Here is a 20,007-nt window from a genome sequence, read left to right on the forward strand (position 1 = left end):
GGATCGATCCGATCATCATCATTTCACCGTCCCTACAGCATCAATGACCGTTCGACCAACGATGGTCCCGCTCAGCACCTGCGCCGCCGCTGTACCGTTCAACCTTAGTCCGACAGGCTGCTAGAGCGCAAGCACCGCGGCATCCGTATCGAGATGGGCACGGGAGCTCAGATAGGTCTGGACCTGATTCCAGGCGCCATGAACGGGTTTGTCGTGAACCCATAGCGTCTGAAGTAGTCAGACACCCAGCCCTCCAAGCATCGACAAGTATTGAGGCAAATGCTTCTTCGCGGCGCTGAACGTCGATCCTTTGAAGACGGTCCCCAGGGGGCTGTCCGGTTGGCAGTACTTCTTACACAACCTCAGTATGGGCTCGTGCAACGGGCGTAAACCTGATAGTCGGCATCCGACGTATGCGACCCGGAGTACGTCTTCTCCATCGCTTCCAGCGCACGAGGCAATCGAACGATTCCCCAGTACAGCTCCGGATACTGCACCTGGATGGCAATGAGCCGCAAGACCGTCAGGTGGTCCAGCAGTTTCAACTGTGGGTGGTCGGCCAGCATGAAGGCTCGCACCACCGCGAAGATGTTGACGAGCCGCTTGATCTGTCGGCAGGGCCACGGCTTTGACGAGATCTCGCATAGATTGGTGCTGTTTGCCGGGCAACGCCGCGATGGACCCACGCGTTGAAGTCGACGAGCACGAACGAGTCGCTGTGTTGGACCCAGAAGCCGTTGATTTGCATCGCATAACGCTGCGGGGATGGCGGTAGCCGAAGCACTTGCGCACTACGGAGCCGCCAGGCCGTTGTCGTTCGAACGGCGCGGGCGAGACGGGGTGAGCTCGATGCGGAGCTTCTCCAGCAGGGCGGGCTACCCGGTGGTTGATGTACTCCAAGCCGGTGTCCGCGTGGAAGGCGCTGATCGTGAAGGGGAAGCCTTCTAGCATGGCCTTGATCACCGGCAGCAGGTAACGCCTCGGAGAGCCGCTCGCAAGTGGCCACGCCCTCCCACTGGGTCACGCAGTCCACGGCGTTGATGGGGTAGACCCTCTTCCCTAAAGCGCATGAGCCCCGCCTGGAGTGCGCCGTAGCGCCCCTCGTCGCCCCGGACGGGCTGGAGCGGACCTCCACCCGCCCCCTCCAGGAAGGCCCCTGAGCCGCTCCAGCGCATACAGTCGCGTCTCGTTCATGTCGACCAGGCACCCATGATCGACCCAACGGCTACCGTTCCCAACCTCGCTGGAAATACCCTTCCCCATGTCCAGACTCATACCCTGTTGGATAAAGACTGACCCTTGCAACGCCGCGCCCGGCGACGGACACTAAGCGATCGGGAGCCGGCCGGGCAATCGCTGCATCATGCCGTTTCGGTGCAGAGGAAAGTCCGGGCTCCACAGGGCAGGGTGCCAGGTAACGCCTGGGGGGTGTGAGCCCACGGAAAGTGCCACAGAAAACAAACCGCCAACCCCCGCTCACGCGGGGCGGCAAGGGTGAAAAGGTGCGGTAAGAGCGCACCGCGCCGGCCAACACCGGCGGCACGGTAAACCCCACCCGGAGCAAGACCAAATAGGGGGACGAGCCATCCCTTCCGAGGGTGGCGAAGCGCGGCCCGCGCGAGTCCCCGGGTAGGTCGCTAGAGGTGTGCGGCGACGTACATCCGAGATGAATGATTGCCCCGGGGCTCGAGAGGTACGCTTCTTGGGTCCCGGACAGAACCCGGCTTACAGGCCGGCTCCCCCTTCCCACCCGTGGCTCGTTGGAAAGTGCCGGTTCTCCTATCGGATTTTGATCCGCGCCCGGTCTCCTTGACAGGAGCCTGCGAGCTTCCTATAGTTCGGCGAAGTGGGGATTATTGGGGAGCAGTGGGTATTCTGCCCTGCCAGTGGGTATCCTGTGGGGGGCCATTGAGCGGAAAGTATGTTCCGGGACTTCGAGGGGAACACGCTTCTCAGCCTGGATGCCAAGGGCCGCATCGCGATCCCGAGCACCTATCGCGACGTGCTCGTGGCCGCGGGCGAAGCGTCCCTGGTGCTGACGGTGAGCCCCTACGATCCGTGCTTGTGGCTGTATCCGCAGAGCGAGTGGGCGGTGGCCAAGCTAAAGCTCCTGGAGCTGTCGGACTTCGACAAGCTGAGCCGACGCACCAAGCAGATGATGCGCGGGCATGCCGCGCCCTGCAACCCCGACGGGCAGGGCCGCATCCGCATCCCCGATCCCCTGCGCGAGTTCGCGGGGCTGGACCGGCAGATCACCTTCGTCGGTCAGGGCAATCGCTTCGAGATCTGGGATGGCGAGGCCTGGGTGACGGAGCGTAGCGAGTGGCAGCTTGAGGTGAGGTCCGGTGTGGGGACGGCGTCGGAGATGTTGAAGCAGCTGGCGTTCTAGCGGTGGTCGGTACCGGCACCGGCGAGCTCCACGCCCCGGTGCTGCTCGATGAGGTCATGGAGCACCTCGGGGTTCGGGAGGGCGGGGTCTATATCGATTGCACCTTCGGCCGTGGCGGCCACAGCCGTGCGATCCTGGCGCGCCTGGGGACCGCCGGGCGCTTGCTGGCGATCGATCGCGACCCCGAGGCCGCGGGGGCCGCGGCGGCGCTCAGCACCCGTGATGGGCGCGTCCTCGCCGAGCACGGCCGCTTCAGCACGTTGGGGGACATGGTGCAGAGACGAGGATGGGGGAGGAGGATCGATGGGGTCTTGTTCGACCTCGGGGTGTCCTCGCCCCAGTTGGACGACCCGGCGCGGGGCTTCAGCTTTTCCGGTGACGGGCCCCTGGATATGCGCATGGACCCGCGGTCCGGACACAGCGCGGCCGCATGGCTTTCGCGCGCCGGGGGGGACGAGATCGCGTCGGTGCTCTACACCTACGGCGAGGAACGACACGCCCGCCGGGTGGCGCGGGCCATCGTAGCGGCACGGGAGATCGCGCCCATCGACACCACGCGGCGCTTGGCCGAGGTCGTTGCGGCGGCGACGCCATGCAGCGCAGAGCGCCGGCACCCCGCCACTCGCGCCTTCCTGGCCCTGCGCCTCAAGGTCAATCAGGAGCTCGAAGAGCTGGCGGCGGCGCTCCCCCAGGCGCTCGAGGTCCTGGCCGCCGGCGGCCGGCTGCTCGTGGTCGCCTTCCATTCCCTCGAGGACCGCATCGTCAAGCGTTTCCTGCGCGACGAGGCGCGTCCCTCGCGACCACCGCGTCAATTCCCGGTCCCGGCCCAGGAGCCGCCGGCGCGCCTGCGTCTCATCGCCGGCCCCATCCGGCCACCGGCCGCCGAGGTGGCGAGGAATCCCCGCTGCCGCAGCGCCGTCTTGCGGGTCGCGGAGCGCCTGCGATGACGACCTCGATGGATCTCGAGACCGGCTGGATCACGGCGCGCGGGTTCCTGGGCCTGTGCCTGGCGGCGGCCGTTTTCGCATCGGCCCTCTGCATGGTGAGCGTGCGTCATGAGGGTCGCAAGGCTTCTGTCGAGCTGGCGCGCCTGGAGCAGGAGCGGGACAGCCTGCAGGATGATTGGGGCCGCTTGCAGCTCGAGCAGGCGACGGCCCGTACGCAGGCGCAGGTCGAGGCCCTGGCCCATCGCGAGCTTTCCATGACCGTACCGAGCCCCGACGACGTCGTCGTCCTGGTGTCGCCATGAGGGCGCGGGGGAAATGGGGTCTGAGCCCGCGCGGGAACGTCATGATCGGGTTGTTTTTGTCCGCGGCCGCGCTGCTTTCGGCACGGGCGCTTTATCTGCAGTGGGTGGAAACGGAGGTCCTTCAGCACCGCGGTGCGCGGCTCCATCTGCGCGTGGTGGCGCTGCCGGCCCATCGCGGCATGATCACCGACCGGCGCGGGGAGCCGCTCGCGATCAGCACCCCGATCGATACGGCGGGGGCCGCGCCCGGCGAGCTCCTGCAGGCGGAAACGCGCCTTCCGGAGGTGGCCCAAGTGCTCGACATTGGTACCGAACGGTTGTTGGCCGTGTTGAGGCGCCGGCAGGATCAGAAGTTCGTATTTCTCAAACGTCATCTCCTGCCCAGCGTCTCGGAGCGGCTCAGCGCGCTGGCCGTACCGGGCGTCGTACTGCGCCGGGAGTACCATCGTTACTACCCGGCATCCGAGAGCACGGCCCACCTGATCGGTTTCACCGACATCGACGACATCGGTCAGGAAGGGTTGGAGCGGGCCTTCGACGACACGCTCCGCGGGACACCGGGCCGGAAGCGGGTGATCAAGGATAATCGCGGGCGCGTGGTCGAAAATATCGAGGTGATCGCGAGCGGGAGGCCCGGTCGGGACCTCGCGCTCAGCATCGACAAGCGCGTCCAGCATGTCGCCTACCGGGAGCTCAAGTCCGCCGTCCACAGATACCGGGCGCGCGCCGGCTCGGTGGTAGTTATGGATGCGGGGACCGGAGAGGTCCTGGCGGCCGTGAACCGTCCCTCCTACAACCCCAATGACCGCCGCCAGATCACGGGTGACTACTATCGCAATCGGGCCTTTACCGATATCTTCGAACCCGGTTCGACGCTCAAGCCCTTCACCATCGCCGCGGCCCTGGAGGCCGGGGCTTGCCTGCCCTCGACCGTGATCGATACCCGGCCGGGCTACCTGCGCGTCGGACGCCACACCATCCGCGACATCCACAACTACGGGCTCCTGGACGTGAGCGGGGTCATCGAAAATTCCAGCACTGTGGGCACCGCCAAGATCGCCTTGTCCCTGGGCCCCGAGGTCCTGTGGAAGTCCCTGGTACGTCTCCGCTTCGGCCGAAGCCCCGACAGCGGCTTCCCCGGCGAGGCCCAGGGATCCCTCCCCCATCACCGTCACTGGCGCGAGATCGATCACGCCACCATGGCCTTCGGCTACGGCCTGTCGGTGAGTGCCGTGCAACTCGCCAGTGCCTACACGGCGCTCGCCAATGGCGGCATGCTGATGCCCGCCGGGATCGTGCGTCTCGATGCCCCGCCGGCCGGCACCCGCGTCATCTCACGCACCGTCGCCGACCAGATCTGGCGCATGCTGGAGGGGGTGGTCACCGGCGGCACCGGGACGCGCGCGCAGGTCCCGGGCTACCGGGTCGCCGGGAAGACCGGTACCGTACACAAGACCAGCCCCGGAGGCGGCTACGCCAAGGACCGCTATCTGGCTTTGTTCGCCGGCATGATCCCGGCGAGCCGCCCGCGCCTCGTGACCGTGGTGGTGATCGATGAGCCCAGGACCGGGGTGCACTTCGGCGGGGAGGTGGCGGCGCCGGTGTTCTCCAGCATCATGAGCGAGGCCGTGCGTCTGCTCGACATCACCCCGGACGATCTGCGTCCGGGCAACCCGGCGCCGGCGGCCGGGGTACGCCCGGTGCGCCTCGACAGCAGGGGGACCCTGTGACCGCGCCTCTGCCGGACGTGATGCGAGCACCGCAGAGCGCGGCGCTGGGCTACCTCTTGGCTGGGATGGGCGCCGTGGGCCCGTTCCCGGATCGTCCGTTTCCGGACCGCCGGCTTCGAGATCGCCGCCTGGTAGATCGCTTCCCGGTAGATCGGATGATCCGCGGCCTGTCCCTGGACAGCCGCGGGACCCGTCCGGGCGATCTGTTCCTGGCACTGCCCGGGGTGCGCTGCCACGGCGGCGACCACGTCGCCGAGGCGCTCAGAGCCGGGGCGGTCGCGGTCGCGATCGATGCTGAGTATCCCCCGCCTATCGATCAGGGGCCCATCGATCAGGGCTCCCTGGACCGGCAACCGGCCGTGCCGGTCTATCGGATCCATCATCTTCGCGCCCGCGCCGGGGTCATCGCCGCGCGCTTCTTCGGGCAGCCTTCCAGACAGATGCGGGTCATTGGCGTTACCGGCACCAACGGCAAGACCTCCGTGACTCATTACCTCGCCGAGGCCCTGAACGGCTCGCCGCGCGCCGCGCCCTGCGGCCTCATCGGCACCCTGGGTCACGGGATGTGGGGCGAGCTACGGCGCGCCGACACCACCACCCCCGATGCCGTCACCACCCAGCGCCTGCTCGCCGAGATGCACGCGCGCGGGGCACAGAGCGTGGCCATGGAGGTGTCCTCCCACGGTCTGGACCAGGGACGGGTCGCGGGCGTGGACTTCGATGTCGCGGTGTTCACCAACCTGTCGCGCGACCACCTGGACTACCACGGTAGCATGCAGAGCTACGGCGAGGCCAAGCGGCGTCTGTTCCGGGACGCGGCGCTCAAGGCCGCCGCGGTGAACCTCGACGACCCCTACGGGCGCGACATCGTGGGCGCCCTCTCGGGCTCCGCCCAGGTGTTTGGTTATACCCTGGCCGAGCGCGAGTGCCGCGGCCTGCCCGACGCCTGTGTGTGCGGCCGGCGGCTCGAGGCCGGCGATGGCGGCCTATGCATCGAGGTGGTCTCGGTGTGGGGCAGGGGGCGCATCGAGAGCCCCCTCTTGGGCGAGTTCAATGCCTATAACCTGCTCGCGACCGTGGCCGCGCTCCTGGCGCTCGGGGAGCCCTTCGCAGAGATCCTGGAGCGGTTGTCGCGGGTGCGTGCCGCGCCGGGGCGGCTGGAGGTGTTTCGCGGTTCCGACGGCGGTCCAGTCGCGGTAGTCGATTATGCCCACACCCCGGATGGGCTCGAAAAGGCCCTGCGCGCCATCCGGGGACTGCCCGCCATCCGGGGATTGAAAGCCGGACAGGTGTTGTGCGTGTTCGGCTGCGGTGGCGACCGCGACGCCGGCAAGCGGCCCATGATGGGGGCGATCGCGGAGTCGCTTGCCGATCGCGTGCTCGTCACCAGCGACAACCCGCGCGGCGAGGCGCCGTCCGCCATCATCCACCAGATCCTCGCGGGGATGCGCGCCCCGAGACGCGCCGCCGTGGAGCCCGATCGCGAGACGGCCATCACCCGGGCCTTCGCCGAGGCACGGCCGGGCGATGTGATCCTGGTGGCCGGCAAGGGCCACGAGGACTATCAGGAGATCGCCGGGCAGCGGCGGCCGTTCAGCGACCGGGACGTCGTGCGGCGCATGGTGGCCGCGAGGGCCGGGGGTGACAGGCCGTGATCCGCGGGCGTCTGTCGGACCTCGCCGGCCCGCTGTCGGGGCGCATAACGGGCCCCGATGTGGCCTTCATGGGCTGTGGCACGGACAGCCGCGCCCTCGGCGCCGGCGAGCTGTTCCTGGCCTTGAGCGGGCCGCATCATGACGGCCACGAGTTCGTGGCCGAGGCCCGAAAACGTGGCGCGGCCGCGGCCGTCGTGGAGCGGCCAATCGCGGCCTCCCTCCCGCTCCTCGTGGTGCCCGACACCCTGGCGGCGCTGGGTTCGCTCGCGGCGCTGTGGCGGGCGCGCTTTCCGATCCCCTTGGTCGCGGTCACGGGCAGCAACGGCAAGACCACGGTCAAGGAGATGCTTCTGTCGATCCTGTCCCGGAACGGGGCCACGGCCGCGACGCGCGGCAATCTGAACAACGAGATCGGTGTGCCCCTCTGCCTCTTCGCCCTCGACGACACGCACCGCTACGCGGTCGTCGAGATGGGCGCCAACCACCCCGGCGAGATCGCCCGCCTGTGCGGCATCGCAGAGCCGACGGTGGCCGTGGTGACCTGCTGCGCCCCGGCTCACCTCGAAGGTTTCGGGTCCGTGGAGGGGGTGGCGCGCGCCAAGGGCGAGATCTTCGCGAGCCTCGGCGCCGACGGCGTGGTCGTGATCAACCAGGACGACGACTTTTCCCCCTTGTGGCATACGCTCGCTGGCGAGCGGCGTCGGATCGGTTTCGGCCTCCGTCCCGGCGCCGAGGTCACGGCGCGGCTGGCGCCGAACGGCGAAGGGCTCTCCGGCAGCCGATTCCTGCTGGAGACGCCGAGGGGGACGGCGGCCGTACACCTGCCGCTACTCGGGACGCACAACGTGCTGAACGCCTGTGCTGCCGCGGCCTGTGCAGAGGCCCTGGGGGTCTCGATCGAGCACACGGTCGGCGGGCTCGAATCGGTGCAGGCGGTGCGCGGGCGACTCACGGCCTATGATGGGCCGTCCGGGGTGCGCGTCTTCGACGACAGCTATAACGCCAATCCCGGCTCGCTCCGGGCCGCCCTGGAGGTCCTCGCGCATTGCCGCGGGGAACGTTGGCTGGTGCTCGGCGACATGGGTGAGCTGGGGGCCGAGTCCCCGAAGCTCCACCGGGACGCCGGCCACCTGGCCAAGGCGCTTGGCATCGAGCGGCTGTACGGGCTCGGCGATCTGTGCCGGGAGAGCGTGGCCGGGTTCGGCCCGGGGGCGCGCCACTTCCCCGACATCGAATCGCTGCTCACCGCCCTCAGCGGCGAGTTGCACGCTGGTGTCAATCTGCTCGTCAAGGGCTCGCGCGCCATGCGCATGGAGCGTGTGGTCGGCGATCTACGGCACCCATGCTGACAAGGCATTAGCACCGATGCTGCTCTTCCTGACCGAGTATCTCATGCGCTACGAGAGTGGTTTTCGCGTCTTCAGGTACCTCACGTTGCGGACCATCCTCGGGGTGCTCACGGCGCTCGCGATCGCGCTTCTGGTGGGGCCTTTCATGATCCGGCGCCTGTCCCACCATCAGATGGCCCAGAGCATCCGCGACGACGGGCCGCAGACCCACCTCGCCAAGGCCGGCACGCCCACCATGGGCGGGCTCTTGATCCTGGTGTCCATCGCCGCCGCCACGCTGCTCTGGTCCGACCTCGGCAACCGCTTTATCTGGGTGGCGCTCGGCGTGACCTTGTCCTTCGGGGCCCTCGGCTGGGTGGATGACCACCGCAAGGTCATCCACCGCGACCCCAACGGTCTCGGCGCCCGCTACAAGTTCCTCTGGCAGACGCTGTTCGGCCTGTGCGCGGCGGGGTTCCTGTATGCCACCGCCGGGACCCCGATCGAGACGCAATTAATCCTGCCCTTCGTCAAGGCCGTGGCGATCGACCTCGGGTGGTTCTTCATCGTGCTGTGCTGGTTCTTCATCGTCGGCATGAGCAACGCCGTGAACCTGACCGACGGGCTCGACGGGCTCGCCATCCTGCCGACCGTGATGGTCGCCGGCGCCTTAGGGATATTCGCGTACGTGGCCGGCAACGTGAAGATCTCGGCCTACCTCGGCGTGCCCTATGTGGCCGGCGTCGGGGAGATCAGCATCTTTTGCGGGGCCATAACCGGCGCGGGCCTGGGGTTTCTGTGGTTCAACACCTATCCGGCCCAGGTGTTCATGGGTGACATCGGCGCCCTAGCCCTGGGGGCGGCGCTCGGGGTGGTCGCGATCATGGTGCGCCAGGAGGTGGTGCTCGCCATCATGGGAGGGCTTTTCGTGATGGAGACCGTGTCGGTGATCCTGCAGGTGGCGTCCTTCAAGCTCACCGGGCGCCGCATCTTCAACATGGCGCCCCTGCACCATCACTACGAGCTGAAGGGCTGGCCGGAACCCCGGGTGTCCGTGCGCTTCTGGATCATCACCGTGGTGCTCGTGCTCATCGGCCTCTCGAGCCTCAAGATCCGCTGATGCCGGCAACCGCCTCTCCCGGCACCGTGATCGTCGGCCTTGGCGCGACCGGGCTGTCCGCTGCCCGCTTCCTTGCGCGTCACGGGGAGGCCTTCGCGGTCACCGACAGCCGCCCCCGCCCACCGGGGCTCGCGGACTTCGACCGGGAGTTCCCCGAGGCCCCGCGGGCGCTGGGCCACTTCGACCGAGCCCTGTGCCTGGAGGCCAGCCGCTTGATCGTGAGCCCCGGTGTGGCGCTCTGGGAGCCGGTGTTGTTGGAGGCCCGGGCGCAAGGGGTCGAGGTCGTGGGCGACATCGAGGTCTTCGCCCGTCATGCCCGGGCGCCGGTGGTAGCGGTGACGGGCACCAACGGCAAGAGCACCGTGACGAGCCTCGTCAGAGAGATGGCGCGGACGGCGGGAGTGGCGGTGCGGGCCGGCGGCAACCTGGGCCCGCCGGCGCTCGACCTTCTGGACGATCGCGAGCCCGACCTCTACGTGCTGGAGCTTTCGAGCTTCCAGCTCGAGACCACGGCATCCCTCAAGCCCACCGCGGCCGCGGTGCTCAACATCACGCCCGACCATAGGGACCGTTACGCGACCCTCGATGCCTACGCAAAGGCCAAACGCCGCGTGTACCGGGGGGCCGGGACCCGGGTGATCAACCGCGACGACCCGCTGGTCGCGGCCATGGCCGAGCCCGATGGACCCGTCGTGGGTTTCACCGTGCGGGCGCCGGAACCGCGGTGCTTCGGGTTGATCCCAGAGGAGGGTGGGGCTTGGCTCGCCTATGAGGACGAGCGGCTCATGCCGGTGGCCGATCTCCCGATCCCGGGCCGGCACAACGTCGCCAATGCCTTGGCGGCGCTCGCCCTGGGCACGGCGGTGGGGCTGCCTATAAAGGCGATGCAGAGCGCGCTCCGACGTTTCCACGGCCTCCCGCACCGCTGCCAATGGGTCGGGCGTGCGAGCGGGGTCGATTGGTACAACGATTCCAAAGGTACCAACGTCGGCGCCACCTGCGCCGCGCTCCAGGGCCTCTGCGCGGAACGTCCTGTGGTCCTCTTGGCCGGCGGTGACGGCAAGGGCGCGGACTTCACGCCCCTGGCCTCGGCCTGCCAATCAGCGGAAACGGGCCGGGTGCGCGCCGTGGTGACCCTGGGGCGCGACGGGCCCCTGATCGCAAAGGCGCTACAGGGCGTCGTGCCAGTGGCGCGCGCGAGTGACCTGACGGATGCGGTATCCCGGGCCGCGGACCTGGCGCGGTCCGGCGATGCCGTGCTCTTGTCCCCGGCCTGCGCCAGCTTCGATATGTTCCGCGACTACGTCGAGCGCGGCGAGCGTTTCGTCGCCGCGGTCCGCGAGCGGGTGTCGCCGTGATCCCGACCTTAGCGGCGAGCCCGGGGGTGTCCGTCGGGCGTGGCAAGGACCCCTGCGACGTACTCCTCCTCGTGGCCTTCGCGGGGCTCGTGATCCTCGGGCTCTTGATGGTGGCCTCGGCCTCGGTCACGGCTGCCGAGAAGGAGGGCTATGGGCCTTTCTATTTCCTATGGCGCCAGACCCTGTCGGTCGGTCTGGGTCTCGGCGTCGCCTATGCCGGTCTTCGGACCCCGACTCGGATCTTGCGCAAGCTCAGCACCTGCGCACTGTTCCTCGCCATCGCGCTGCTCGCGGCGGTGCTCGTCCCGGGCCTCGGGGTCGAGAGCCACGGCGCCATGCGATGGCTGCGCGTCGGCCCGGTGTCCTTCCAGCCCTCCGAGTTAGCCAAGGTCCTGGCCATCCTGTACCTCGCCGGTTTCATCGATCGCCACCCCGATTCGGTACGGGCCACCACCTCCGGCCTCCTGCGGCCGATCGCCGTCTTGACGATCGTTTGGGTGCTCCTGTACGTCGAGCCCGACAACGGCGCCATGGTGGTGCTGATCGCCACGACCTTGGGGATGCTGTTCCTAAGCGGGGTCTCGATGGCCCGTTTTCTGGCAGTGGGGGTCGTGGCCTGCGCGGCCCTCGCGGTGCTCACGGTCATGAGGCCCCATAGCATGGCCCGCATCATCAACTTCATGGACCCCTCGGCCAACCCCTTGAGCGGTGGCTTCCAGCTCACCCAGGCGCTCATCGCCTTCGGGCGCGGGGAGTGGTTCGGCGTTGGCCTGGGCGGCAGCGTCCAGAAGCTCTTCTACCTGCCGGAGGCGCACACCGATTTCATCTTCGCGGTCATCGCCGAGGAGCTCGGGCTCCTGGGCACGCTCCTGTGCATCGCTACCTATACCGTCATCGTGTGGCGGGCGTTCGTCATCGGCGTCACGGCGGAACGCGCCGGACAGCGCTTTTCCGCCTATCTCGCCTATGGCCTCGGCCTGCTCATCGGGCTGCAGGGGTTCATTCACATGGGCGTCAACATGGGGGCGCTGCCGACGAAGGGTCTGACCCTACCGCTCGTGAGCTACGGCGGCAACAGCATGATCGCGACCTCTGCGGCCTTCGGTCTCCTGTTCCGCATCGACCGCGAGATGCGCTTCCCGGCGCGGTTCGGGGCCCGGACCCGAGGCCGTTATGGCCCATAACGCGATGCAGGCTAACGCGGCCAACCAAGGAAATAAGTGGGCGCTCATGCTCATGGCCGGGGGCACCGGCGGGCACGTGTTCCCGGCGCTCGCGGTGGCCGAGCACCTGCGTGCCTCGGGGGTGCCGCTCACCTGGCTCGGGACCGGCCGCGGGCTCGAGGCGACGCTCGTGCCACGTGCGGGCTACCCGTTCTCGGCTGTGAGCGCGCGAGGCCTGCGCCGCACCGGTTTGCTCAAGCAGCTCGCCGCGCCGCTGTGGCTCGTGCTCGCGCTCATCGAATGCCTGTGGCTCCTGCGGCGCCAGAAGCCGGGCGCGGTGCTGGGCATGGGCGGCTACGCGAGCGGCCCCGGCGGTCTCGCGGCGTGGCTCATGCGCATCCCGCTCTTGATCCACGAGCAGAACGCGGTGCCCGGCGTGACCAATCGCCTCTTGGCGGCGTTCGCGACGCGGGTCATGGAGTCCTTTCCCGACAGCTTCCCGGCGCGCCGCAGCGCGCTCTGCACCGGCAACCCGGTGCGTGCCGAGGTCGCGGCCCTGGTGTCGTCTCCGGCACGAGGGCGCGGGCCGGGCGGGGCGCTGCGGTTGCTCGTGGTCGGCGGCAGCCAGGGGGCCTCGGCCCTGAACCGGGTGTTGCCCGAGGCGCTGGCGCGGATGCCCGGGCACGCGATCGAGGTCTGGCACCAGGTGGGCCGTCTGGACGGGGGCGAGACCGGGAAGCGGTACGCGGCGCTCGGGATCGAGGCTAGAGTCGAGCCCTTCATTGAGGACGTCGCCGCGGCCTATACCTGGGCCGGGCTAGTCCTATGCCGCGCCGGTGCCTCCACTGTATTCGAGCTGTGCGCCGCCGGGGCACCGGCCATCCTGGTCCCCTATCCGTACGCCGTGGACGACCATCAGACGGCCAACGCCCGTTATCTCGTCGAGCGCGGCGCGGCGATCCTCCTGCCGCAAGGGGACCTGGATGAGGCGGCGCTCGCCGCGCTCCTTGGCGCGCTCCGTGACAACCCCACGCGCCTGGCTGAAATGGCGGCGCGGGCCCGGCGCCTGGCCTGCCCCGAGGCCACGGCAAGAGTCGCGGCACAATGCCTGGAGGTCCTGCATGCGCACGTTTGAAGGCCACCCCATGGGGAGAGTCCGGCGCATCCATTTCATCGGGATCGGGGGCGCGGGGATGAGCGGGATCGCGGAGGTCCTGCACAACCTCGGCTATGAGGTGACGGGGTCGGATCTGCACCACGGAGCGGGCACCGAACGCCTGGAGCGGCTCGGGATCCCGGTGGCCCTCGGGCACGACAGTGAAGCGGTCTCGGGCAGCGATGTGGTGGTGGTGTCGAGCGCGGTCCCCGAAGACAACCCCGAGCTAGTCGCCGCCCGCCGGCGGCGCATCCCGGTGGTACGGCGCGCCGAGATGCTGGCCGAGTTGATGCGCTTCCGCCACGGCATCGCGGTGGCAGGCACCCACGGCAAAACCTCGACGACGAGCCTCATCGCCAGCCTTCTGGCCGAGGGCGGACTCGACCCGACCTTCGTGATCGGCGGGCGGCTGACCAGCGCCGGGAGCCATGCGCGGCTGGGGGCGGGGCGTTATCTGGTCGCCGAGGCCGACGAGAGCGATGCCTCGTTCCTGTACCTCCACCCCATGATCGCGGTCGTCACCAACATCGACGCCGATCACATGGGCACCTACGGCGGGGACTTCGATCGGCTAAAGCGTGCCTTCGTCGATTTCCTGCACCACCTGCCCTTCTACGGGTTAGCGGTGGTATGCACCGACGACCCGGTGGTGCGCGAGCTCCTGCCCGAGATGGCGCGCCCGGTGTTGACCTACGGGATCGATACGCCCGCCGACCTCATCGCCACAGACCTCCTGGTCCACGAGGGCGCCACGGCCTTCCGGGTGTGCGCGGAGGGCTGGCCGGACCTCGATCTGACGCTCAACCTCCCCGGCAAACACCAGGTCTTGAACGCGCTCGCGGCCGTGGCCGTGGCGCGGGTGCTGGACGTGCCCGACGAGGCCATTCACCGCGCGCTGCTGCGCTTCGAGGGAGTCGCGCGGCGCTCGCAGGTCCTGGGCGATCTCGCGATCGGTGGCGCCCGGATGCTGCTCATCGACGACTACGCGCACCACCCGCGCGAGATCGCGGCGACCTTGGAAGCGATCCGTAGCGGGTGGCCGGGCCGGCGCTTGGTGGTGTGCTTCCAGCCGCACCGCCACACCCGCACCCATGACCTCTTCGAGGACTTCACACGGGTCCTGTCCCTGCCCGACGCCCTGGTCCTGTTCGACACCTACGCGGCCGGCGAGGCGCCTATCCCCGGATCGGACACCGCGAGCCTGTGTCATGCGATCGGCGCACAGGGCAGGGTCGATCCCCTGCATCTGGGCGTCCCGAGCGAGCTGTTACCGGTCCTGCCCGGGCTTGTCCGCGACGGCGACATCGTGCTCACGCTCGGGGCCGGCAGCATCGGCGCGCTCGCCCCCCTCTTGCTGCGCGAGCTCGGCACCGAGCGGCGGTGTGCGGTCGGATGCTGACGGTCCGTACGTCATCGAGGGAGGCTCTGGCGGGCACGAGTGTCGCCGGGATGCGCGGCGAGCTCCGCCTCGACGAGCCCATGGCGCGCCATACCTCGTGGCGTGCCGGCGGTCGTGCACAGCGCTTCTTCGTCCCGGCCGACGCCGAGGACCTCCGGTGTTTCCTCCGCGGCACATCGAGTGAGGAGCCGCTTTTGTGGGTGGGGCTCGGGAGCAACCTCCTGGTGCGCGACGGGGGGCTCACGGGCACGGTGATCAGCACGGCGCGCTTGAACGCCTGTCGCTTCATCGCCGAACGGGCCATCACCGAACGGGTCATCGTCGCAGAGGCCGGCGCCCCGTGCGCACGCATCGCCAGATTGGCCGCGCAGCTCGGTATCACCGGCGCGGAGTTCCTGGCCGGGATCCCCGGCACCCTGGGCGGGGCGCTCTGCATGAACGCCGGGGCCTTCGGCGGGGAGACCTGGAGACTGGTCGAATCGGTCGAGACCATCGACCGGCAGGGCGAGCGCCGCCGCCGCGCGCGCCCGGACTTCGAGGTCGGCTATCGGGAGGTACGCGGGCCGGCGGACGAGTGGTACCTGGCCGCGCAGCTCGTGCTCGCGCCCGATCCCGAGGGCGGCGGGCTCGATCGCATCAAGGCGCTGCTGGGCCGGCGCGCCGGGATCCAACCCATGGGTCAGCCGAGCTGCGGATCTGTGTTCCAGAACCCCCCCGGCGACCATGCCGCGCGGTTGATAGACGCCGCCGGGCTCAAGGGTTTCTCCATCGGCAATGCCGTCGTGTCCGAAAAGCACGCCAATTTCATCGTCAACCGCGGCGGGGCGACGGCCACCGACATCGAGGCCCTCATCGAGCACGTGCAGCGCACGGTGGCCGAGCGCCACGGCCTGCGGCTGAAACCGGAGGTGCGGATCGTGGGCGAGGCCCCAGGGCGTGAGTAACGGGAAGAGTCACTTCGGCAAGGTCGCGGTCCTCTTGGGCGGGCGCTCCGCGGAGCGGGCTATCTCCCTCGAGAGCGGCGGGGCGGTACTGCGGGCGCTCCTGCGCCAGCGGATCGACGCCGAGGGATTGGAGCCCGACGCCGAGGGCCTCGGACGCCTCGCCGCCGGCGAGTTCGACCGCGTGTTCATAGCGCTGCACGGCCGGGGCGGGGAGGATGGCAGCATCCAGGGGGCGCTCGAGACCCTGGGGGTGCCTTACACGGGTAGCGGGGTGCTGGCCTCGGCCGTGGCCATGGACAAGCGCCTGGCCAAATATGTGTGGCTCGGTGCGGGGCTGCCGACGCCGCCGTTCATCGAGTTGGACTCCGGTTTCGACCCGGATCGGGTGGTCGAGTCGCTGGGCCTGCCCCTCATGGTCAAGCCGGCCCGCGAGGGCTCGAGCCTCGGCGCCTCCCAGGTGCTCGAGACCACCGGGCTCGGGCCGGCCTACACGCTCGCCGCCTCGTTCGATGAAAGGGTCATTGCCGAGCACTGGATCACGGGGGCCGAGTACACGGTCGGGGTGCTGGGCGAAGAGGCCCTGCCGCTCATCCGGCTCGAGACCGCGCGCCTGTTCTACGACTATGAGGCCAAGTATCACGACGATCGCACCCGCTACCTCTGCCCCGCGGGGCTGTCCGAGGCCACCGAGCGGGAACTACAGACGCTCGCGCTACGGGCCTTCCGAGCCCTCGACGGCCGCGGCTGGGGGCGCGTGGACTTCCTGGTCGATGGGGAGGGGCGGCCGTGGCTCATCGAGGTCAACACCGTACCGGGGATGACCGGCCACAGCCTCGTTCCCATGGCCGCCAAGGCAGCGGGGCTATCGTTCGAGACGCTGGTGGTGCGCATCCTGGAGACCGCGGGGGTTGGGACGGCGTGTGGCGGGAGGGGTTCATGAGGCGGCCGCCGCGCAACCGTCCCTTGCGCAATCGATTGATCCGCACCGAGCCACGGGAGCGCCCGCCGTGGGGGTTGTGGCTGGTCGCGACCTTCGTGGTGGCAGATCTCTGCGTGCTTCTCGGCTTTGCCGGGGCACGGCTCTCCGATCCGAAGACCCTGCCCATCCGCGAGGTGTTCATCGAAGGGGAGTTCCGCCAAGTCAAGCCCCCGGATCTGGAGGCCCTGGTGGCGCGCCAGGTACACGGCGGTTTCTTCACCGTACAGGTAGCCGAGGTGCAGCACGGCCTGCATCGCGATCCGTGGATCAAGGCGGCCTCGGTCAGCCGCGAGTGGCCCGATGGCCTGCGCGTGACGGTCTACGAAGAGCGCGCGGTCGCGCGTTTCGGCGAGCGCGGCCTGCTCAACTCAGAGGGCGTCTTGTTCAGCCCGCCGGCGGCGAGCTATCCGGCCGGTCTGCCGCTGCTCGATGGGCCGGAAGGGACGGAGATGCGGGTACTCATGCGCTACAAACGCCTCGCAGAGCTGCTCGCTCCCGCCGGACTCGCGGCCCAGGGCCTCGCACAGGACGCCCGCGGTTCATGGCGTTTTGTGCTGAGGGACGGCCCGCTGGTCTTGATCGGACGCGAGGACTTCGAGCCGCGCGTCAAGCGCTTCGTCGCGCATTACCGGCGTATCGCGCAATCGAGCCGGGGCGTGGTGGCACGGGTCGATCTGCGGCACACCAACGGGATCGCGGTGAGCTTCAGGTCCGAGTCCGTGCCGGCCGCACACCGACCGCCCCCGTCTTCCTCACTCCGAGGGATGGCCGGTGAAAAGGTCTGACAAGGACCTGGTCGTGGGACTCGACATCGGCACGTCCAAGGTGGTCGCGATCGTCGGGGAGTCCACCGGCAATGGCGCCATCGAGGTGATCGGGGTCGGGTCGAATCCGTCGCGCGGCCTCCGAAAGGGCGTCGTGGTCAACATCGAGTCCACGGTGCAGTCCATACAGCGGGCCATCGAAGAGGCCGAGCTCATGGCCGGCTGCGAGATCCGATCGGTCTATGCCGGGATCGCCGGCAGCCATATCCGCAGCTTCAATTCGCACGGGATCGTCGCGATCCGCGACAGCGAGGTCACCGACAGTGACGTCGATCGCGTCATCGACGCCGCGCGCGCGGTGGCGATCCCGGCCGATCAGAAGGTCCTGCACGTCCTCCCGCAGGAGTTCATCATCGACAAGCAGGAGGGGATCCGGGAGCCGGTGGGGATGTCCGGGGTGCGGCTGGAGGCCAAGGTCCATCTCGTCTCCGGGGCCGTGAGCGCCGCCCAGAACATCGTGAAATGCGTGCGCCGCTGCGGGCTCGAGGTGGACGACATGATCCTGCAGCAACTCGCCTCCAGCGAGGCGGTCCTGACCGACGACGAAAAGGAGCTGGGGGTGTGCCTGGCCGACATCGGCGGCGGGACCACCGACATCGCGGTCTTCATCGACGGCGCCGTTCACCATACCGCGGTGATCCCGATCGCGGGCGATCAGGTGACCAACGACATCGCCGTGGCCTTGCGCACCCCGACGCACAACGCCGAGGAGATCAAGATCAAATACGCCTGCGCCCTGACCCAGCTCGCGAGCCCGGAGGAGACGATCGAGGTCCCTAGCGTAGGCGACCGGCGCCCGCGCAGGCTCATGCGCCAGACCCTCTCGGAGGTCGTCGAGCCGCGCTACGAGGAGCTTTTCAACTTGATCCAGGCCGAGCTCAAGCGCAGCGGCTTCGAGGAGATGATGGCCGCCGGTGTGGTCCTGACCGGGGGCAGCGCCAAGATCGAGGGGGCGGTCGAGCTGGCCGAGGAGGTCTTCCACCGCCAGGTGCGGCTCGGCCTACCCCAAGGGGTGAACGGGCTCGTCGATGTGGTCAAGAATCCGGTGTTCTCGACAGGGGTCGGATTATTGATGCTCGGTTGCGAGAACGAGCAACGTGGGCACAGGCCCCTGCGCCACAACGGCGGGGTCTGGGAACGCATGAAGGGCTGGTTTCAGGGCAATTTCTAGATTCTCACGCAGCCAATGTTTATACAGACCGATTTCAACAGATCTGGAAGTCCCTTCTCCCTCAGGGAGAAGGTTAGGATTGAGGGAAATCAAATCGAGCACTTTCGTCGATGATTTTGATCCCCTCACCCCAACCCTCTGCCGGAGGGAGAGGGAGAAAAGACAGCGCCTCTCCCGGTCGGAGAGGGAGAAAAGACGAGGCTTGTCCCGGAAGGACAGGAACCTTGACGATTACCCCAAACTTCAAATAGGTTTGGTTAGTCTTGAGGCCATGAGCTGGTGATTGACGAATCAAATCGAGGAGGATGAACCATGTTCGAGTTGATAGAGTCTTGTAATCAAAACGCCGTGATCAAGGTCGTCGGGATCGGGGGCGGCGGCAGCAACGCCATTCAACACATGTTGAGCGGCAACATCGAAGGCGTGGAGTTCATCTGCGCCAACACCGATACACAGGCCCTCAAAAAGTGCTCGGCACGCACCATGATCCAATTCGGGGCCAACGTCACCAAGGGGCTAGGGGCCGGGGCCGATCCGGAAAAGGGCCGGCAGGCGGCGCTCGAAGACCGCGACCGCTTCATGGATGTCCTGGAGGGTTCGGACATGGTCTTCATCACCGCCGGTATGGGCGGCGGCACCGGCACCGGCGCGGCCCCCATCGCGGCGCAGGTCGCCAAGGAGATGGGGATCCTGACGGTCGCCGTGGTCACCCGCCCGTTCGGCTTCGAGGGGAAGAAACGCGGCGAGATCGCCGGCGAAGGTATCCGGCAGTTGAGCCAGTACGTCGATTCGCTCATCACCATCCCGAACGAGAAGCTCATCGCCGTCTACGGTCGCGACGTCAGCGTCCTGGAGGCCTTCAAGCGCGCCAACGACGTGTTGTTAGGGGCGGTGCAGGGGATCGCCGATCTGATCACGCGGCCGGGCTATATCAACGTCGATTTCGCCGATGTCCGCACCGTCATGTCGGAGATGGGGATGGCCATGATGGGCACCGGTACGGGTACCGGCCAGGATCGCGCGCGGGTGGCCGCCGAATCGGCGATCGCAAGCCCGCTCTTGGAGGACGTCCACCTCGCCGGCGCCAAGGGGATCCTGGTCAACATCACCGCCGGCGATGACCTCCGGATGGGCGAGTTCGAGGAGGTCGGCAACACCATCAAGGGCTTCTCGTCCGAGAACGCCACGGTGGTGGTGGGGACGGTGTTCGATTCCGCCATGAGCGACGAGGTGCGCGTGACCGTGGTCGCCACCGGGATCGGCCATGAGGCCAAGATGGGGCAGGAAACCGGGACCGGCAAGCCGAAACCGGTCCTCGACATCGACTACAAGACGCTGGAGCGCCCGACCGTGATCCGCAAGAACCGCGAAAAGGAGCTGCCGGCCCTGGAAAAGGCCAGCCCCAGCTACCTCGACATCCCGGCCTTTTTGCGGCGTCAGGCGGATTGAGGGGGCGCTGCCGGGTATATACCACGGGCGGTGACAAATAGCGCTCTTTGATCCTCACCTGCCCCTCTCCCGGCGGGAGAGGGGATCTGAGAG

At 68.3% G+C, this 20,007-nt stretch carries 17 protein-coding genes and 1 other RNA gene; 17 read left to right on the plus strand and 1 reads right to left on the minus strand.

The window, feature by feature from the left end:
- Nucleotides 1-362: 362 nt before the first annotated feature.
- Nucleotides 363-566, minus strand: coding sequence for a hypothetical protein (locus tag M3461_22665; protein ID MDQ3776947.1), 204 nt, complete (start codon nt 564-566; stop codon nt 363-365).
- Between the two features lie 771 nt (nt 567-1,337).
- On the opposite strand from M3461_22665, the gene rnpB reads away from it, so the two are divergent.
- The 17 genes from rnpB to ftsZ all read left to right on the plus strand — a co-directional run bounded on the left by rnpB (nt 1,338) and on the right by ftsZ (nt 19,914).
- Nucleotides 1,338-1,744: RNase P RNA component class A (gene rnpB / locus M3461_22670), an RNA gene on the plus strand.
- Between the two features lie 177 nt (nt 1,745-1,921).
- Nucleotides 1,922-2,389, plus strand: a complete 468-nt coding sequence (gene mraZ / locus M3461_22675; GenBank protein MDQ3776948.1) for a division/cell wall cluster transcriptional repressor MraZ — start codon at nt 1,922-1,924, stop codon at nt 2,387-2,389.
- A 56-nt stretch (nt 2,390-2,445) separates the two neighbouring features.
- Entirely contained in the window at nt 2,446-3,336 is an 891-nt protein-coding gene (gene rsmH, locus M3461_22680) for a 16S rRNA (cytosine(1402)-N(4))-methyltransferase RsmH (GenBank protein MDQ3776949.1), read from the plus strand.
- A complete protein-coding gene (gene ftsL, locus M3461_22685) occupies nt 3,333-3,638 on the plus strand; it encodes a cell division protein FtsL (GenBank protein MDQ3776950.1) in 306 nt (101 codons plus the stop codon). The genes rsmH and ftsL overlap by 4 nt, the downstream gene beginning before the upstream one ends.
- A gap of 41 nt (nt 3,639-3,679) precedes the next feature.
- Nucleotides 3,680-5,368, plus strand: coding sequence for a penicillin-binding transpeptidase domain-containing protein (locus M3461_22690; protein ID MDQ3776951.1), 1,689 nt, complete (start codon nt 3,680-3,682; stop codon nt 5,366-5,368).
- A complete protein-coding gene (locus M3461_22695) occupies nt 5,365-7,023 on the plus strand; it encodes a UDP-N-acetylmuramoyl-L-alanyl-D-glutamate--2,6-diaminopimelate ligase (protein MDQ3776952.1) in 1,659 nt (552 codons plus the stop codon). Before M3461_22690 ends, M3461_22695 begins: the two co-directional genes overlap by 4 nt.
- Complete coding sequence (locus tag M3461_22700) at nt 7,020-8,372, plus strand: UDP-N-acetylmuramoyl-tripeptide--D-alanyl-D-alanine ligase (protein ID MDQ3776953.1); 1,353 nt, start codon at nt 7,020-7,022, stop codon at nt 8,370-8,372. Before M3461_22695 ends, M3461_22700 begins: the two co-directional genes overlap by 4 nt.
- Nucleotides 8,373-8,388: 16 nt before the next feature.
- On the plus strand, nt 8,389-9,471 hold the full coding sequence (gene mraY, locus M3461_22705) for a phospho-N-acetylmuramoyl-pentapeptide-transferase (protein MDQ3776954.1): 1,083 nt from the start codon (nt 8,389-8,391) through the stop codon (nt 9,469-9,471).
- Nucleotides 9,471-10,829, plus strand: coding sequence for a UDP-N-acetylmuramoyl-L-alanine--D-glutamate ligase (murD, locus tag M3461_22710; protein ID MDQ3776955.1), 1,359 nt, complete (start codon nt 9,471-9,473; stop codon nt 10,827-10,829). Before mraY ends, murD begins: the two co-directional genes overlap by 1 nt.
- Nucleotides 10,826-12,013 (plus strand): putative lipid II flippase FtsW, encoded by a 1,188-nt coding sequence (gene ftsW, locus M3461_22715; protein ID MDQ3776956.1) that lies wholly within the window; start codon nt 10,826-10,828, stop codon nt 12,011-12,013. Before murD ends, ftsW begins: the two co-directional genes overlap by 4 nt.
- Nucleotides 12,003-13,127 (plus strand): undecaprenyldiphospho-muramoylpentapeptide beta-N-acetylglucosaminyltransferase, encoded by a 1,125-nt coding sequence (murG, locus tag M3461_22720; GenBank protein ID MDQ3776957.1) that lies wholly within the window; start codon nt 12,003-12,005, stop codon nt 13,125-13,127. The genes ftsW and murG overlap by 11 nt, the downstream gene beginning before the upstream one ends.
- Entirely contained in the window at nt 13,114-14,547 is a 1,434-nt protein-coding gene (gene murC / locus M3461_22725; GenBank protein MDQ3776958.1) for a UDP-N-acetylmuramate--L-alanine ligase, read from the plus strand. Before murG ends, murC begins: the two co-directional genes overlap by 14 nt.
- Before the next feature lie 50 nt (nt 14,548-14,597).
- Nucleotides 14,598-15,491 carry a UDP-N-acetylmuramate dehydrogenase gene (gene murB / locus M3461_22730; protein MDQ3776959.1) on the plus strand — a complete coding sequence of 298 codons (894 nt, stop codon included), beginning with the start codon at nt 14,598-14,600 and terminating at the stop codon, nt 15,489-15,491.
- Nucleotides 15,484-16,431 carry a D-alanine--D-alanine ligase gene (locus tag M3461_22735; GenBank protein MDQ3776960.1) on the plus strand — a complete coding sequence of 316 codons (948 nt, stop codon included), beginning with the start codon at nt 15,484-15,486 and terminating at the stop codon, nt 16,429-16,431. The genes murB and M3461_22735 overlap by 8 nt, the downstream gene beginning before the upstream one ends.
- A complete protein-coding gene (locus tag M3461_22740) occupies nt 16,428-17,255 on the plus strand; it encodes a cell division protein FtsQ/DivIB (protein ID MDQ3776961.1) in 828 nt (275 codons plus the stop codon). The genes M3461_22735 and M3461_22740 overlap by 4 nt, the downstream gene beginning before the upstream one ends.
- Entirely contained in the window at nt 17,242-18,465 is a 1,224-nt protein-coding gene (ftsA, locus tag M3461_22745) for a cell division protein FtsA (GenBank protein MDQ3776962.1), read from the plus strand. Before M3461_22740 ends, ftsA begins: the two co-directional genes overlap by 14 nt.
- Before the next feature lie 312 nt (nt 18,466-18,777).
- Nucleotides 18,778-19,914, plus strand: a complete 1,137-nt coding sequence (gene ftsZ / locus M3461_22750) for a cell division protein FtsZ (protein ID MDQ3776963.1) — start codon at nt 18,778-18,780, stop codon at nt 19,912-19,914.
- The last annotated feature ends 93 nt before the right edge of the window (nt 19,915-20,007 follow it).

Source organism: Pseudomonadota bacterium, assembly GCA_030860485.1.
In the GTDB taxonomy this organism is placed as follows: domain Bacteria; phylum Pseudomonadota; class Gammaproteobacteria; order JACCXJ01; family JACCXJ01; genus JACCXJ01.